The following is a 15,116-nucleotide window of genomic DNA, read 5'->3' on the forward strand; positions in this document are numbered from 1 at the left end:
TGCCAGCAGTCCGAAAGGTAGAGCGGGTTTGCGAATAAGAGAGTGGAAGTGCAGCGATTGCGGGGCGGAACACGACCGCGATGTGAATGCAGCACGCAACATTCTCGCGGCGGGGCATCGCCGTCTAGCAGTAGGAATCCCCGTCCTTTAGGGCGGGGAGGATGTCAATGACAAACCGCGTCAGCTTCCCGCAAGCACACAAGATAAATAATTATGAATTCAAAATTGCCACTACCTGTGCGCGCCCCTCGGAGACATTGCATGACCAGCTACGCCGAATTTCACCAACGCTCCATCACTGAACGGGACTCTTTCTGGGCCGAGCAGGCTCGCCTGATTGACTGGCAAACCCAGCCCCAGCAAATTTGCGACTACAGCAACCCGCCCTTTGCCCGTTGGTTTGTCGGCGGCACGACCAACCTGTGCCACAACGCCGTAGATCGCCACCTGGCTAGCCGCGCCGATCAAGCCGCGCTCATCGCCATCTCCACCGAAACCAACACCGAGCGCAGCTACAGCTTTGCCGAGTTGCACGCCGAGGTGCAACGCATGGCCGCCAGCCTGCAAGCCTTGGGCGTGAAAAAGGGTGACCGCGTCCTGATCTACATGCCCATGATTGCCGAAGCCGCCTTTGCCATGTTGGCCTGTGTGCGCATTGGCGCCCTGCACTCGGTGGTGTTTGGTGGTTTTGCCTCGGGCTCGCTGGCCTCACGCATTGAAGACGCACAGCCCGTGGCCGTGGTCAGTGCCGATGCTGGTTCGCGCGGTGGCAAAGTGGTGCCTTACAAGCCGCTGTTGGACGAAGCCATTGCGTTGTCCAGCCACAAACCCCAAGCCGTGTTGATGGTCAACCGCGGCTTGGCCCCGATGGATTGGGTAGAAGGCCGCGACCAAGATTGGGCCAGCCTGCGCGAGCAGCACCTGAATGCCCAAGTGCCTTGCGAGTGGCTAGAGTCCACCGATCCCAGCTACACCCTCTACACCAGCGGCACCACGGGCAAGCCCAAGGGCGTGCAACGCGACACCGGCGGCTATACCGTAGCACTGGCTGCCAGCATGAAGCACATCTTTGATGCCGAAGCAGGTCAAACCTTCTTTGCTACCAGCGACATCGGCTGGGTGGTGGGCCACAGCTACATCATTTATGGCCCCCTGATTGCTGGCATGGCCACCATCATGTACGAAGGCTTGCCCACCCGCCCCGACGCAGGCATCTGGTGGAGCATTGTCGAGAAATACAAGGTCACGCACATGTTCTCGGCCCCCACGGCTGTGCGCGTGCTCAAAAAGCAAGACCCCGCTTATCTGGCTAAATACAACGTCTCTAGCCTCAAAGCCCTGTGGCTGGCCGGTGAACCGCTGGATGAGCCTACCGCCCAGTGGATCAGCAGCTCGCTCAATGTGCCCATCATTGACAACTACTGGCAAACCGAAACCGGCTGGCCCATCCTCACGCTGGCCAATGGCGTCGAGCCACAATCCACCCGCTTTGGCAGCCCTGGCAAGGCCGTGTATGGCTACAACGTCAAGCTGATTGACGAAGCCACCGGCGAAGAACTGACCACCCCCAACCAAAAAGGCGTGGTAGCGATTGAAGGCCCACTGCCCCCCGGCTGTATGCAAACCGTCTGGCGCGACGACGACCGCTTCGTCAACACCTACTGGAAGAGCATTCCGGGCCGCCTGATTTACAGCACCTTTGACTGGGGCATCCGCGATGCCGATGGCTACCACTTCATTTTGGGCCGCACCGACGATGTGATCAACGTGGCTGGGCACCGCTTGGGTACCCGCGAGATTGAGGAGTGCATTGCTTCGCACCCCAACATTGCTGAAGTGGCCGTGGTGGGTGTGGCCGACAACCTCAAAGGCCAAGTCGCCTTGGCCTTTGCCGTACCACGCGATGCCAGCAGCCTGGGCGATGACGCTGCCCGCAAGGCACTAGAGACCGAAGTGATGCAAGTGGTGGACCACAAGCTGGGTGCCGTGGCACGTCCATCGCGCGTTTATCTGGTGGGGCTGCTGCCCAAAACCCGCAGCGGCAAACTCTTGCGCCGCGCCTTGCAAGCCGTGGCCGAAAAGCGTGATCCGGGCGACCTGACCACGATGGAAGACCCCGCCGTGCTGCAACAGGTGCGTGATCTGGTCGGCTCCTGATTCAGTTCCTGTAGGGCGATGAGCCGCAATGCCTTGTCGGGCATTGCGGCTTTTTTAACGTCTGGCTCAATGTCCGGTAAACACCGGCTTGCGCCGCTCGGCAAAGGCACGGCGTCCTTCGGCAAAGTCGGCGCTTTCGGATGTGAGCGCCTCGCGTTCGCGCATGGCGGGCCAGTTGGGCTGGCCCGTAGCAATCTCATTGATCGATTGCTTGGTCGCCCGTACGGCCAGCGGGGCCAATGCCGACACCTCTTGTACCAAGTCGGCCACGGTAGCATCCATAGCGGCCACGTCGGGCACCACCGCCTCCAGACAACCCGTATTCCAGAGCATTTGCGCAGTAAAAGGTCGGGCTGTCAGAAAAGCACGCTTGGCTGCCGAGACCCCCAGCCGTGCCACATAGCGTTGTAGACCGCTGGGGTAGTAGTGCAACCCCAAGGCGGTGGCAGGCATACGAAACTCAATACCATCGAGGGCCACACGCAAATCACAGGCCAGTACCAAATCGGTGGCACCACCGTACACACTGCCATTCAGGGCGCAAATCGTCACCGGATGCAGCACGGCCAAGGCATCGGCCACACGCTCAAACAATGCCGAGCCACTCTCATCTTCCCCACCAAAACCACCAATGTGGTAGCCCGCACAAAACACCGGCTTGGGCTGATCGGTCGTGTTGGCCGTGAGCACCACCACCCGGATGCTGGGATCAGCATCTATTTGGGCAAACAGGTGCAGCAGGGCTTTCAGATCGGCATTTTCCAGTCGGTTACGGTGTGCCGGACGGTTGAGCGTGATTGTGGCCACGCCGCCTGCGGCAAGGGAGAAAACAGGCGTAGATGGGGTAGGGGCAAGGGTGTCAGACATACGGTTCTTTCGATGCACAAGGAGATGGGCTGCATTGACAAAGGCGCAAGAATACCTGTGCAGACAGCGCATGCGCTCTCCACCACAGCGACACCACGCCCCACCGGCTCAATGCCAGCCGTAGACAGCCAAGGTACTCTCGCCCGCTTGCAGGCGCTGCAAGATGGCGGCCTCGTCGGCCTCGCGCTGCTGCCCCTCGGCCACCACCTCCGCAGCACAGGACTGCGCAATGGCAACCACCCCATCGGCATCGCCCACCACCAAATCGCCCGCTTGCACCACCACTTGCCCCATCATGACTGGATGGTTGATCCAGCCTGTGGCACCAAAATCTTTGCCCGTTCCTTGGATGCACAGGCCGCGTGCAAACACCGGAAAACCAATGTCGGCCAACAACACGCTGTCGCGCACACAACCGTCAATCACCAAGCCGGCCAGCCCGCGCACCTTGGCCATAGTGGTCATGATTTCACCCCAATAGCCATGCTCATACACCCCACTGGTGTGAACCACCAACACATCTCCGGGCCGTGACAGCTCCAGTGCGCGATGCAGCCAGAGATTGTCTCCACCGGGTGAATGCACCGTCAGGGCAGAGCCTGCACAACGGAAGTGAGGGGCCACTGGCTTGATGGCCGAGGGCAGCGCCCCTTTCTTTTTCGCTGCTTCATGCAGCGTTGCTGTGGGCAGACATGCGGCGGCAGCCACCAAGGCTGGCGAGAGGCGCTGAAAATTCAGGCATGTGGTTGATGCGGGATCTACCCGATCCAAGAGCTGGCTCATGTGGCCTCCCGGCTCTGAAGTTGGTGGTACTTGAACTGCTTGCGTGCTGCATCCAGCCGGATACCGCTACGTGCTGCGGCTCGAATGTGGTTCTCTGCCGCCTCGATTTCCTCAGCTATCGCCAGCACACGGTCTTCATGCTCTTGGGGGATGACCACAACACCGTCAGTATCGCCCTTCAAGATGTCGCCGGGGGCTACGCGAGCGCCACCAATTTGCACCGGAATGCCCGTGGCCTCCACCTGCACCCGGTCTTTGCCTGTGCGCATCCAATGGTCTTTGGAAAACACCGGATAACCCAGTGACAAGCAAAGATGGGTATCACGGTTGATGCCATCGATCACGGTGCCTGCAATACCGCGACGGTGGGCAATTTCGGTCAGAATGTCACCCCAGACCGTGGCATCTTCACGGCCATTGTTGTCCAGTACGATCACGCTGCCGGGAGCCACATCGTCGATAAAGTCGCCCACCGTGCCGGGCGGGTTTTGTGCCGGGCCGTATTTCAGTGTCCAAGCACGGCCTGCCATGCGAAAGTCGCTGCTGCGGGGCTTGATCTTGTAGCACTGGCCCACAATGCCCAGCTTGTCCAAAGCGTCCGAGAGGGTGGGGGTGTCGAGCCGAGCGGCACGGGCCACGTTTTCGTCTTGGGGAATATTGCTCATATTGATTTCTCCAGCATGTGTTCGTAGTTGCCACCCATGACCTGCGTCATGGGCGTTCCTGCCAAAATGGCCTTGGCCATAGCAGCCTCTTTGGCCACAATGGTCTCGGCAGCCTCCAGCACCTGTTCAATTTGTTCTGCCGCAATAAAAATGACGGCACTGCGGTCGGCCAGCACATAGTCACCGGGGTTGACAAGCACTTCGCCACCCAAACCGGGGCCGGTGCCAACACCGATGGTCACGGGCACTTGGGTGCCCAACTCCACCACCCGGCCCCGTGCAGTGCGTGCAGACAGGCTGCGGCTATAGATGGGGAATTCGTACGCTATGGCCTCGTCTACATCCCGCAAAGGGCCATCGGCAATGACACCGGCCACGCCACGCACCTTGGCCCCGAGTGTCAGCAGCCCCCCCCAGCAACCGGCTTCCACGCCACTGCGCTGCTCGACCACAATGACGCTGTGGCTGTCGGCCTGCTCAATGGCACTACAACCCAGATGCCGGGGTGGGCCCGCAGGAGGCTGACCGGGGCCGACCTTCATGGTCACGGCACGCCCTGCAATGCGGCTGGCACCACCGGGGCCGCTGCTGCGTTGGGCAAGGTGGGTTACCACACCGGGCAGACCCAGTTTGTCCAGTGCATCCGACACAGCGCAAGCGTCCAGACGGCGCAAACGCTGCACATGGTTTGGGGAATCAGTCATGGTTTTCCTTGGTAGGCACAAAGGTTCAGGGCAAGGTTTTCCAGGCGGCAAAGGCCAGCCCAGTACCCGTGAGGGCGGGGGTGCGGTATCCGGGCACGTACTGCACCCATTCCAAGTCCAACTCCTTAGCCATTTCGCCCACCACCAGCCAGTTGCGAATTTCTGAGCTGCCCGCTTGCAACAGCTTGGGATCGAAGGCGGCCAAGGCGGCGCTGTCCTTGTTGCGGATGGCGCTAAGCACCTGTTGGTCTAGTTCTTCATCGACCACAAAATGGCTCAAACCACCTGAGGCAATCACGCCCACACGCAGCTCTTGCGGCCACTGGGCAATCAGTTCACGCAGCGCCTGCCCCAGAGCCACACAGCGTCGGGGGGTGGGTTGGTTGGGCGGATCAAAGGTATTGAGAATGACCGGAATCACTGCCAGACCATGCTCCTTGAGCAAGCGGCGGTGGACGAACTGAAAAGCATGCCCCTCAAACTTGCCTGGCTCTATGCTGTCTAGCGCCGCAATATCGAAATCACGGTCGCAAAGCTGGCGGATCAGCCACTCGGCCATATCGCTCTTGACCGGGTATTCGCGGTCTTGCTCTGGTTCGTGGCGCCACATGCGGGCAGTTTTGACCCAGTTGTCATCGGGGCTGGCGGGCTCGCGGGCTGTGTTGCGAATGGTGTGGCCGTAATAGATGGCAATGGCCGGGTTGTTGCTGGTTCTAAACAGCTCTGTCTGGTCATCGCCCACTATGAGCAGCACGTCCAACTGCGCCGCCTTGATGCGCTCATGCAGCACATCCATTGCGGCCTCGGCGGCGTCATAACGCTCGCTCATTTTGTCTGGCGTTACCAGTGCCGCACTGTTTGGCGGCACCGCCGCCAGCAAGGCGGCATAGTCCGTCTTGTGGCCTTGCTTGTCGTAGTAGTGGGTATTTTTCGGGTCAATCAGTTGAAAGTGGTGTTGCCAATCCTCACGCTGTGACACCAGCATGATGCTGTGTGAGGAACCAAAAGCGGCGACGAGTTTTGCCATAGTGCAGGTTCTCTTTCCAAAAATCAGACAACAAATTGGGCGCGCAAAGCAGCAATCTGCTCGGTGCTATAGCCCAGCCCCCCCAGAATCTGCTCGGTCTGGTCGCCTTGGTACGGCGCGGGCTGTAATGGGCCATCGTTGCGCGGGTGGCGTGAGAACTGCATGGGCAGTGCCACCACCTCGATATCACCCAACTCCGGGTGGTGCATGGTGCGGGCCATGCCCAAATGTTGTACCTGTGGGTCGGCAAACATGCGGTCGACCGTATAGATCGGGCCGCAAGGCACCCCGGCTTGCAACAGGCGCTGCGTCCAGTCTGCGGTCGTGCGCAGCTTAAAGGCCGCACCAATGGCGGCATTGACACGCCCACGGTTGCGCACCCGCTCGGGGTCTGAGCCCATGCCAGGCTCATCCACCAAATCGGGCATCTCCAACGCCTGGCACAAGCGACGGAACATGGTGTTGCCTATGGCCGCCAGATTGATATAACCATCGCTGGTGGCAAACACCCCGGTAGGCACAGTCAGTGGGTGCTCATTGCCGGTGGACTGCGGCACTTTTTTATCAATAAGCCACTGGGCCGCCTGAAAATCCAGCATGGCAATTTGGGACTCCAGCAGTGAAGATTGCACCCACTGCCCCTCTCCCGTGACTTCGCGCTCTAGCAGCGCCGCCATGATGGCTTGGGCGCAAAAGTGGCCTGCACACAAATCGGCAATCGGAATGCCCACCCGCATCGGCCCCGCCCCAGGCTGGCCGGTAACGCTCATCAAGCCCCCCATGCCCTGAGCAATAGAGTCAAACCCCGGCCAGTTGGCATACGGGCCATCTTGTCCAAAGCCAGAAATGCTGGCATACACCAACCGTGGATTGATGGCGCGCAGGTCGTCTGGGCCTATGCCCAAGCGGTACTTGACGTCTGGGCGATAGTTCTCAATGAACACATCTGCCGTCTTGACCAGTGCATGCAGGATCTCCAACCCCTGTGGCTCCTTCATGTTGAGGGTCAGGCTTTCTTTGTTGCGGTGCAGGTTTTCGTAATCAGCACGGTTGTGATCGCGGCTACCAATCATGTCGTCGCCACCGGGCGCTCCCGGCGGGATTTCCAGCTTGATGACCCTGGCTCCCAAATCGGCAAAGGTACGAATGGCCGTGGGGCCGGCACGCACCCGCGAGGCGTCCAGGATAGTGAAACGCGACAGTGGCCCTTGACGGCGGGTTTGGCTTGCAGACATTGGCATTCCCTGTCAAATAGGGGTAAACATGGGCACCGCATGACCATCGGTGGGCTGAAACACCACGCGCACCGGATCACCAATTGCTATGCGGGCAGGATCACAATCCACCAAATTGCTCATCAGGGTCACGCCCTCTTGCAGCGTCACAAAGGCCAGCGTGTAGGCCGCCTCGCCCCGGCCCATCGTGCTCAAGGAGTAGACCTTGCCCATACCAGAGGCTTGGCACCATTCGGTGTCACTGCTGAGGCAATGGGGACAGATGTCGCGCGGATAGTGGTGAAATTCACCACAGGTGCGGCAACGCTTGACCAACAGACGCCCCTCATCAGCGGCTTGCCAATAGGCCAAGGTTTCGGGCAATACCCTGGGCGCGGGCACCTTGCGCCGGTGGGCTGGTTTCTCTGGAGTGTTTGCGGGGGTGTTCATGGTGTCAGACCCTTTCCAAAATCAAGGTGCCAGCGGTGTGACGCGAGGCCAGCGCCCCACCAATGCCATTGGCCAACGCCAGGGCACAGTTGGGCACCTGCACCGCAGGATGGGCCTCGCCGCGCAGTTGGCGCACGGCCTCAATCACTTTGGTGACGCCACCACGGTTGGCCGGGTGGTTGTTGCACAGGCCACCACCATCGGTGTTAAAGGGCAACCTGCCCACGCCAGAGATCAGGTTGCCGTCCATCACAAACCGTCCACCCTCGCCCTTTTTGCAAAAACCCAGGTCTTCCAGCTGCATCAGCACCGTGATGGTGAAGCTGTCGTAGAGCGAGGCATACTGGATATCGGCGGGCGTTACACCGGCCTCTGCAAAGGCCAAGGGGCCAGACCAAGCCGCTGCCGAGTAAGTCAAATCCATGCGGCCACCCATGCCATGCTTGGGTGCCTCGCCAGTGCCACGCACTTTGACCAGAGGGCGGCCATTCTTGCGGGCCAATTCGCGGGCAATTTCTGGGCGGGCCACAATCAGGGCGCCACCGCCATCGCTCATCACGCAGCAATCCAAACGATGCAATGGATCACTGACCATAGGTGACTCAAGCACGTCTTGCACCGTCACCACATCACGCAGCATGGCGTGGGGGTTGTGCTGGGCATGGTGCGATGCCGCCACCTTGATCCACGCCAGTTGCTCGCTGGTGGTACCAAACTCATACATGTGGCGCTTGGCCACAGCGGCATACAGATTTTGTGTGGCCGGGCCATAAGGCAACTCAAAAGCCAGCTCGGGCGCATCTGGATCAGGGGCCTTCAAGGCCAGCGGCGCTTTGCCACCCTTGCCCTCCTTGGCAGCCTGCTGGGCAGCCGCCATCTGGGCACGCGGACGTCCGGCCAAGGTGATCAGCGCCACGTTGCAACGCCCGGCAGCAATGGCCGCAGCCGCATGGGCCACATGCAAGATGGGAGCCGAACCGCCACATTCTGTGGAGTCGACATGGCGCAATTGCAGCCCCAAGTATTCGGCTATGGTGGTGGTGCCTAGGCCGGGGGCATCACCAGCACAAAAATAACCATCGATGTCGTTTTTGGACAAGCCTGCATCTTCCAGTGCGCCTTTGGCCACATCGGCATGCAGGCGAACAACGGACAGATCATCAGCCTTGCGGGTGGGGTGCTCATAGGCTCCCACAATGTAGGCGGAACCGTTCAAACTCATGGTGCGTGCTTCACTATTGACGGGTGGGAGGGCCACAGCCCCCAAAAAGAAAGGCCGATGGCTCAAGACTCCGGCTTGAAGCCCGACTCTTTGATGATGGGGCCCCAGAATTGCAGCTCCTTGCGCTGGAGCTTGTCCATCTCTTCGCCACTGCGAAAATCGGGATTGAGCGTGGCTTTGTTGACCAAAATCTCGCGCACCTCGGGCAAGCCCAACACATGCTTGAGGCCGCTCTGCATGCGCTCAATCTCAGCCTTGGGGGTCTTGGCAGGTGCCCACATGCCAGTCCAAGCGTCTCCAGCATCGAGCTTGTAGCCCTGCTCCATCAGCGTGGGCACATCGGGCAGCACCGGAGACCGCTTGGCACCGAACTGCCCCACCACCCGCACCTTGCCGCTGCGCTGGTGCTGAATGATGTCGCCTGCCGTCATGATTCCAGCGGCAATTTGCCCGCCCAACAAGTCGGTAGCCAAGGGGCCATTGCCCCGGTAGGGCACCACCTGCAATTCTTGACCGATGATCTTGCCCCATTGCAGCCCTGTGAAGTGGGTATGGCCCCCAGCGCCAGCCGAGCCAAACGTAGCGTCTTTAGGGTTGTTCTTCACCCAATCGGCATATTCTTTGGCGGTCTTGGCACCGGTGTGGTTGCTAACGGCCAATGCCAAGGGGTAAGAAACCACCAAGCCCACCGGAGTGAAGTCGGTCAGCAGGTTGTACTTGAGCACTGTCTCGGGGTAGAGCAGCATCTGAAACACCGGAGTGGCATTGGGGGCCAGCATGTAGGTCAGACCATCGGGGGCCGAGGTCTTGAGGGTTTGGACGGCCAAACGGCCACCAGCGCCGGGCTTGTTGTCCACCATCACCGGCTGCTTGAGCACAACGGCCAATTTATCGGCCAGCACGCGGGCCACGGTATCGGTAGAGCCACCGGGCGGAAAGCCCACCAAGATCCTGATGGGGTGTTTGTCTTGGGCCGTGGCCGATAGGCTCAGGCCCACCGCCATACACACCAGCGTGGCCTTGAATGTCTGTAAAAGTTTCATAGGTTTGTCTCCGGTTTTTTTATGAAAATCGCTGGCACAGCAGACCTCAAGGTGCCGTGGGGGCCATCAGTTGTTGCAGGTGGTAGGCAGAATCCCCCAGCAGTTGCCCAATCACCATCAAACGCTTGGCGTAATGCCCCACACGGCACTCGTCGGTCATGCCCATCGCCCCGTGCATCTGAATGGCCGTCAGCCCTATCTGACGCCCCTGCTGGCTGGTCAAGACCTTGGCCGCCGATACGATGCGGCGACGCTGGGCGGCATCACCGGCCTGCACTGCCATGGCTGCGGCACAAGCCATAGACTTGAGTTGCTCCAACGCGATCACCATGTCGGCCATGCGGTGTTGCAATACCTGAAACTTCGCCAGTGGCACGCCAAATTGCTTGCGGGTACGCAAATGCTCTGCGGTGTGGGTCAACAAGGCATCGACAGCGCCCACCGCTTCGGCACACAGGGCCGCCACACCGGCCTGCAGCACGGCCTCCACACCCTCGGCGGCCTGACCAGGCGTGCCAATCACCTGTTCAGCAGGCACCTGCACCTGGTTGAACTCCACATGGGCCGCGCGGCGCCCATCCAGGGTGTCAAAACCTTGCACCTGCACACCCGGTGCCTGTGCCTCTACGGCCAACACGGTCAGCCCTTGGGGGCCAGCCCCGGCGCCTTCAGTCCGCGCCACCACCAGCAAGAGCCCAGCGGTATCACCATGCAAGACCAAGGTTTTACGACCTTGCAGGACATAACCGGCAGCCTTGGCCGTGGCATGGGTCTGTACCTGTTGCCAGTCATAACGTGCGCCATCCTCATACAAGGCCAAAGCCGCCTGCAAGCTGCCATCGGCCAGTGCAGGCAACCAACGCTGTTGTTGTGCGGCAGACCCCAAGCGGCTCAGCAACTGTCCGGCCATCACGGTGCTAGAGACAAATGCACCGCCCCCCAAAGCACGGCCCAACTCCTGGGCGACCAACATCACCTCTACTGGGCCTTGCTCACTGCCCCCCACATGGGCCGCCAAAGGCAGGCCCAGCAAACCCAGCTCAGCCATTGCAACCCAACGTTGGGCCGCCTGTGGCGGCGTTTCGGGATTGCCCCGGTGTTCAGCCGGGTACTCCCCCTCACAAAAACGCTGCACAGCATCGCGCAGAGCCAAGTGGTCATCGTTCAGAGCGAAATCCATCGTTAATCCTTGTGCCATTCATGGGGCATCGGTGGGTCAAAAGGCATCCAGTGCGGCACGGGCAATCAGGTTGCGCTGCACTTCATTGGTGCCGCCATAGATCGTGACCTTGCGAGAATCCAGACAGTTGGCGGCCAAGGCCACCAACTCCTCGCCCGTGGCAGCCTGGTGCAGATGCTCCAGACACTGCGCCTCCACCGAGAAGGGCACCGCGTCGGGGCCAGCGATGTCCACCAAGGTTTCGTAAATGGCCTGACGCAGCTCGGTGCCTCGCACCTTGAGCATGGAAGCCTCGACAGCCGGAATGCGACTTTGTTGGTTGGCACTGAGCAGGCGCAGCGCCGTAAACTCCAGCGCCATCAGCTCCACCTCAAATTGCGCCAAACGGGCCTGCAACAGGCCGTCTTCGCCCAAGCCCTGCTGCTGTGCCAGCCGCCGCGCACGGGCCAATTGCTGCTTGCAAGAACCAATGCCCGCAATACCAGTGCGCTCATGGCCCAGCAAATACTTGCCATAAGACCAGCCCTTGTGCAGCTCACCCACCAAGTTGTCCACCGGCACCCGCACGTTGTCCAAATAGCATTCGTTGAGGTCTTCTCCGCCCTCCAGCATGCGAATAGGCCGCACCGTCAACCCGGGCGAATTCATATCAATGAGGAGAAAAGAGATCCCCTCCTGCGGCTTGGTGGCATGGGGGTCGGTACGCACCAGTGCAAACATCATCGAGCACCAGTGGGCATAGGAAGTCCAGACTTTGTGCCCATTGACCACAAAGTGCTTTCCATCTGGCTCCAACACCGCCGTGGTGCGCACCGCCGCCAGATCCGAGCCTGCACCCGGCTCCGAAAACCCCTGGGCCCACCACGTATTGCTCTGGCGAATGTCGGGCAAATACTTTCTTTTTTGCTCCTCGGTGCCAAAGGCGTGCAGCACCGGCCCCAGCATCTGGATACCACTGGCAATAATGCGTGGGGCACCACCGAGCAAGGTCTCTTCGTCAAAAATATAACGTTGCACATGGCTCCAGCCGGGGCCACCGTACTCCACCGGCCAACTGGGCGTCAGCCAGCCGCGCGCTTCCAAAATGCGAAACCAGGTCACATAGTCTTGGTGCTCCAGACGCAACCCACCCTCCACCTTGCGCCGAATATCAGCAGGCAGGTGTTGTTGGACAAATGCCCGAACTTCCAGACGAAAAGCTTCTTCTTCCGGAGAAAACTGTAATTTCATGGTCAATCTCCTTGGGGTGGATCAGGCGCTGGCCAGCACCAAGGCATCCAGCGCCAACACGGGTTGTGTGCTGCCTGCGGGATAAGCCACCAACGGGTTGATGTCGATCTCGGTAATCTGCGGATTGGCCCGCATCTGCGCACCCACCAGCGCCACCACCTTGGCAATGGCTTGCAAATCCACCCCCACAGCCCCGCGAACGCCTTGCAATACCGCTGCCGCTTTGAGTCGACCCAGCTCCACCACAATGTCTTGCTCCGCCATGTCAGCAGGAATCAGGCGCACGTCTTTCAAGGCCTCGATCCAAACGCCCCCCAAGCCCACCAGCACCACTGGCCCCCATTCGGCATCGCGCTTGGCTCCCACCACCAACTCCAGCCCGCGCGGCCCCATCCCCTCAATCAACGCACCGTCCAGCACCAGATCAGGGCGGTGCTGGCGCACATTGGCAAACAGCTGTACCCAGCCTGCACGCAACGCAGCCTCGTCGGCCAGTCCTACCAGCACCCCCCCCACATCACTTTTGTGGGGCAAAGCACTGGCCTGCGCCTTCAGCACCACGGGGTAGCCAATATCGGCCGCGATCTGCACGGCCTCGTGGGCGGTACGGGCCAACATACCCTGGGGCACTGGCAACCCGGCCTGTTGCAACCAAGCCTTGCCTTGGTATTCAGCAAAAATCCCATTGGGGGGCACTGCGCCGGGCAATGGCAAGGCCTGCACTGGCGCTGCACTGGCCCGAGCGGCCCGCTGCAAGGCCTCGCCATAGACGGCCACGCGGCGCACAGCACGCAAAGCCCGGTCTGCCGAGCGAAACAACGGCACACCACTGCGCTGGATGGCCTCCAAAAAGAATGGCTCTACCGGGCTGGTATCCCCCGTCAGTACCAGCACCGTGGGCTTAGTAGCTTGGGCGATGGTGGGAATAATGTGTTCGGCCTTGTCTTGTTGCGCTACGGTTGGCCCTACCGGGATGGCCAGCACAATGTTGCCAATGTGGGCGTCCTCCAACATGGTGAGCAACAACTCGCCCACCACCCCAGGGTTGCGCACACTGATGGTGGTGTAGTCCAGTGGGTTCTCGGCCACCGCATATCCGGGCAGCAAGGCTGTCAGTTTTTCTACGGTGGCGGGGGTCAGTGCAGGCAAATCCAGGCCCAAACTGTCAGCAAAATCGAGCGCAATGTTCTTCATCGCCCCCGAGCCAGTCATAAAGGCAGTGCCTCCAGCCGGTGGCTGTGGGTAACGCAATAAAACCGCACTCACATCCAGTAGCTCATCCAGCGACTCCACCACCACCACCGCCTCACGTTGCAACAGGGCTGTGGCCGTGGCGTGGTCGCCCGCCAAAGCGCCGGTATGCGACTGGGCAGCCTCTCGCGCACGGGCGCTGCGCCCCGGCATCAACAGCACAATGGGCTTGCCTAGCGCACGCGCTCGGGCAGCCAGTTGCAAAAACACACGGGGCCGACGAATCTGCTCGGCATACACGGTGATCACCCGGGTCTGCGCATCGGCAAGGTAGTGCGCCACGATGTCTTCCACTGCCACCGCCACCTCGTTGCCCGTAGAAAACACCGAAGTCACCGGAACACCACGGCCCAACAAAGCATCGCGCAGGTTGGCTGCCATGAACCCACTCTGTGCCACCACCCCTACCCCAGGGCGGGTTTCACGGGCGCGCACGGGCATCGGCTCAAAAGTAATAGGCACCCCTGCGGCCAAATTGGTAAACCCCATGCAATTAGGCCCAACCAACAAAATGCCCGCCTCTTGCGCCACTTGGGCCAATTCTGCTTGGCGTGCTTGGCCTTCTTCACCCGCCTCCGCATAGCCCGAGGCAAACAACACCGCCGCACGACAACGGCGGGCCGCCAGTGCCCTGATGGCATCCAACACCCCAGCCTCTGGAATGGCAAGCACAGCCAGATCGATGTTTTCAGGCAGCGCATCCACCGTGGCTACGCACGGGTGTCCATGAATCTCCGTGCTGCTGCGACTGACCAGATGGATCACCCCACCGTAGGCATAACGCTCCAAATTGGCGAGTACAAAACCACCAAAAGCCCGAGGGTCGGCAGAAGCCCCAACGATGGCAATGGAACGGGGCTGGAGGATGTGATCAACAGCAAAAACGCTGGGCTCTTCTTGACTCCGGGCAGACGGGTTCATGCAGACAGATCCTTGTGGGAGAAGTAAGGGAAACGCGGTTTGCCAAAGCAGCACCGCCGAATGGGGCCGATTCTGGCATACATAAAACCCATTTTCAATACACCAGAAATGCAAATTAGGTGTTTTAAGGGTTTGTACTAATGGCTAGTTACTTCTGTATTTGCACACCAAAAAGCCTCACTCACCACTTCCGGTGTACTGCTTCCCCCAGACCAACAGAGGCTATGGCCCGCTGTTTTCTCTCTTACATCCCTATAGCAGCAGACAAAAATCAACGTCTTGCACTTGACCGCACAATAGCAAGCGGTACCCGCTGGTGTAGCCCACGTCTTGCGGGCCTTACCCAACCCTTTGTGGCATTTTTTAAAAAAACTATTGCATACCACAACACTTTGGAGATAT

Annotated in this window: 14 protein-coding genes; 2 read left to right on the forward strand and 12 right to left on the reverse strand. The window is 60.1% G+C overall.

The genetic code is table 11. The features are described from left to right. The first annotated feature begins 28 nt into the window (after positions 1 to 28). A complete protein-coding gene (locus tag ACYVB2_RS00005) occupies positions 29 to 151 on the forward strand; it encodes a zinc ribbon domain-containing protein (RefSeq protein WP_382431789.1) in 123 nt (40 codons plus the stop codon). Positions 152 to 261: 110 nt separating this feature from the next. After that, complete coding sequence (locus tag ACYVB2_RS00010) at positions 262 to 2,157, forward strand: propionate--CoA ligase (RefSeq protein ID WP_382431765.1); 1,896 nt, start codon at positions 262 to 264, stop codon at positions 2,155 to 2,157. A gap of 66 nt (positions 2,158 to 2,223) precedes the next feature. On the opposite strand, the gene ACYVB2_RS00015 is transcribed toward ACYVB2_RS00010, so the two are convergent. From ACYVB2_RS00015 to ACYVB2_RS00070, 12 genes are all read right to left on the reverse strand, one after another. Continuing rightward, positions 2,224 to 3,024: an enoyl-CoA hydratase/isomerase family protein gene (locus tag ACYVB2_RS00015; protein WP_382431763.1), complete on the reverse strand. Its 801-nt coding sequence runs from the start codon at positions 3,022 to 3,024 to the stop codon at positions 2,224 to 2,226. A 108-nt stretch (positions 3,025 to 3,132) separates the two neighbouring features. After that, positions 3,133 to 3,807, reverse strand: coding sequence for a 4-carboxy-4-hydroxy-2-oxoadipate aldolase/oxaloacetate decarboxylase (locus tag ACYVB2_RS00020; protein ID WP_382431761.1), 675 nt, complete (start codon positions 3,805 to 3,807; stop codon positions 3,133 to 3,135). Continuing rightward, positions 3,804 to 4,472 carry an RraA family protein gene (locus ACYVB2_RS00025; protein WP_382431759.1) on the reverse strand — a complete coding sequence of 223 codons (669 nt, stop codon included), beginning with the start codon at positions 4,470 to 4,472 and terminating at the stop codon, positions 3,804 to 3,806. The genes ACYVB2_RS00020 and ACYVB2_RS00025 overlap by 4 nt, the downstream gene beginning before the upstream one ends. Then, entirely contained in the window at positions 4,469 to 5,176 is a 708-nt protein-coding gene (locus ACYVB2_RS00030; protein ID WP_382431757.1) for an RraA family protein, read from the reverse strand. Before ACYVB2_RS00030 ends, ACYVB2_RS00025 begins: the two co-directional genes overlap by 4 nt. Before the next feature lie 25 nt (positions 5,177 to 5,201). Beyond that, positions 5,202 to 6,203, reverse strand: coding sequence for a DODA-type extradiol aromatic ring-opening family dioxygenase (locus tag ACYVB2_RS00035; RefSeq protein ID WP_382431755.1), 1,002 nt, complete (start codon positions 6,201 to 6,203; stop codon positions 5,202 to 5,204). A gap of 23 nt (positions 6,204 to 6,226) precedes the next feature. After that, entirely contained in the window at positions 6,227 to 7,438 is a 1,212-nt protein-coding gene (locus tag ACYVB2_RS00040; RefSeq protein WP_382431753.1) for a CaiB/BaiF CoA transferase family protein, read from the reverse strand. Between the two features lie 12 nt (positions 7,439 to 7,450). Then, positions 7,451 to 7,867 (reverse strand): Zn-ribbon domain-containing OB-fold protein, encoded by a 417-nt coding sequence (locus tag ACYVB2_RS00045; protein WP_382431748.1) that lies wholly within the window; start codon positions 7,865 to 7,867, stop codon positions 7,451 to 7,453. 4 nt (positions 7,868 to 7,871) lie between these two features. Continuing rightward, the gene (locus ACYVB2_RS00050) at positions 7,872 to 9,089 is read right to left on the reverse strand and encodes a thiolase domain-containing protein (RefSeq protein ID WP_382431746.1); all 1,218 of its coding nucleotides are present in this window, start codon (positions 9,087 to 9,089) and stop codon (positions 7,872 to 7,874) included. 62 nt (positions 9,090 to 9,151) lie between these two features. After that, positions 9,152 to 10,132, reverse strand: coding sequence for a Bug family tripartite tricarboxylate transporter substrate binding protein (locus ACYVB2_RS00055; RefSeq protein ID WP_382431744.1), 981 nt, complete (start codon positions 10,130 to 10,132; stop codon positions 9,152 to 9,154). Positions 10,133 to 10,178: 46 nt separating this feature from the next. Then, complete coding sequence (locus ACYVB2_RS00060; RefSeq protein ID WP_382431742.1) at positions 10,179 to 11,312, reverse strand: acyl-CoA dehydrogenase family protein; 1,134 nt, start codon at positions 11,310 to 11,312, stop codon at positions 10,179 to 10,181. Between the two features lie 36 nt (positions 11,313 to 11,348). Next, positions 11,349 to 12,542, reverse strand: coding sequence for an acyl-CoA dehydrogenase family protein (locus ACYVB2_RS00065; RefSeq protein WP_382431740.1), 1,194 nt, complete (start codon positions 12,540 to 12,542; stop codon positions 11,349 to 11,351). Positions 12,543 to 12,563: 21 nt separating this feature from the next. After that, entirely contained in the window at positions 12,564 to 14,714 is a 2,151-nt protein-coding gene (locus tag ACYVB2_RS00070; RefSeq protein WP_382431738.1) for an acetate--CoA ligase family protein, read from the reverse strand. Positions 14,715 to 15,116 lie beyond the last annotated feature (402 nt).

This window comes from Giesbergeria giesbergeri (assembly GCF_054779375.1).

What these genes read in the sequence shown, in the direction of transcription:
- ACYVB2_RS00010 (WP_382431765.1), top strand. Translation starts at nt 262, where the DNA reads ATGACCAGCTACGCCGAATTTCACCAACGCTCCATCACTGAACGGGAC.
- ACYVB2_RS00015 (WP_382431763.1), bottom strand. Translation starts at nt 3,024, where the DNA reads ATGTCTGACACCCTTGCCCCTACCCCATCTACGCCTGTTTTCTCCCTT.
- ACYVB2_RS00020 (WP_382431761.1), bottom strand. Translation starts at nt 3,807, where the DNA reads ATGAGCCAGCTCTTGGATCGGGTAGATCCCGCATCAACCACATGCCTG.
- ACYVB2_RS00025 (WP_382431759.1), bottom strand. Translation starts at nt 4,472, where the DNA reads ATGAGCAATATTCCCCAAGACGAAAACGTGGCCCGTGCCGCTCGGCTC.
- ACYVB2_RS00030 (WP_382431757.1), bottom strand. Translation starts at nt 5,176, where the DNA reads ATGACTGATTCCCCAAACCATGTGCAGCGTTTGCGCCGTCTGGACGCT.
- ACYVB2_RS00035 (WP_382431755.1), bottom strand. Translation starts at nt 6,203, where the DNA reads ATGGCAAAACTCGTCGCCGCTTTTGGTTCCTCACACAGCATCATGCTG.
- ACYVB2_RS00040 (WP_382431753.1), bottom strand. Translation starts at nt 7,438, where the DNA reads ATGTCTGCAAGCCAAACCCGCCGTCAAGGGCCACTGTCGCGTTTCACT.
- ACYVB2_RS00045 (WP_382431748.1), bottom strand. Translation starts at nt 7,867, where the DNA reads ATGAACACCCCCGCAAACACTCCAGAGAAACCAGCCCACCGGCGCAAG.
- ACYVB2_RS00050 (WP_382431746.1), bottom strand. Translation starts at nt 9,089, where the DNA reads ATGAGTTTGAACGGTTCCGCCTACATTGTGGGAGCCTATGAGCACCCC.
- ACYVB2_RS00055 (WP_382431744.1), bottom strand. Translation starts at nt 10,132, where the DNA reads ATGAAACTTTTACAGACATTCAAGGCCACGCTGGTGTGTATGGCGGTG.
- ACYVB2_RS00060 (WP_382431742.1), bottom strand. Translation starts at nt 11,312, where the DNA reads ATGGATTTCGCTCTGAACGATGACCACTTGGCTCTGCGCGATGCTGTG.
- ACYVB2_RS00065 (WP_382431740.1), bottom strand. Translation starts at nt 12,542, where the DNA reads ATGAAATTACAGTTTTCTCCGGAAGAAGAAGCTTTTCGTCTGGAAGTT.
- ACYVB2_RS00070 (WP_382431738.1), bottom strand. Translation starts at nt 14,714, where the DNA reads ATGAACCCGTCTGCCCGGAGTCAAGAAGAGCCCAGCGTTTTTGCTGTT.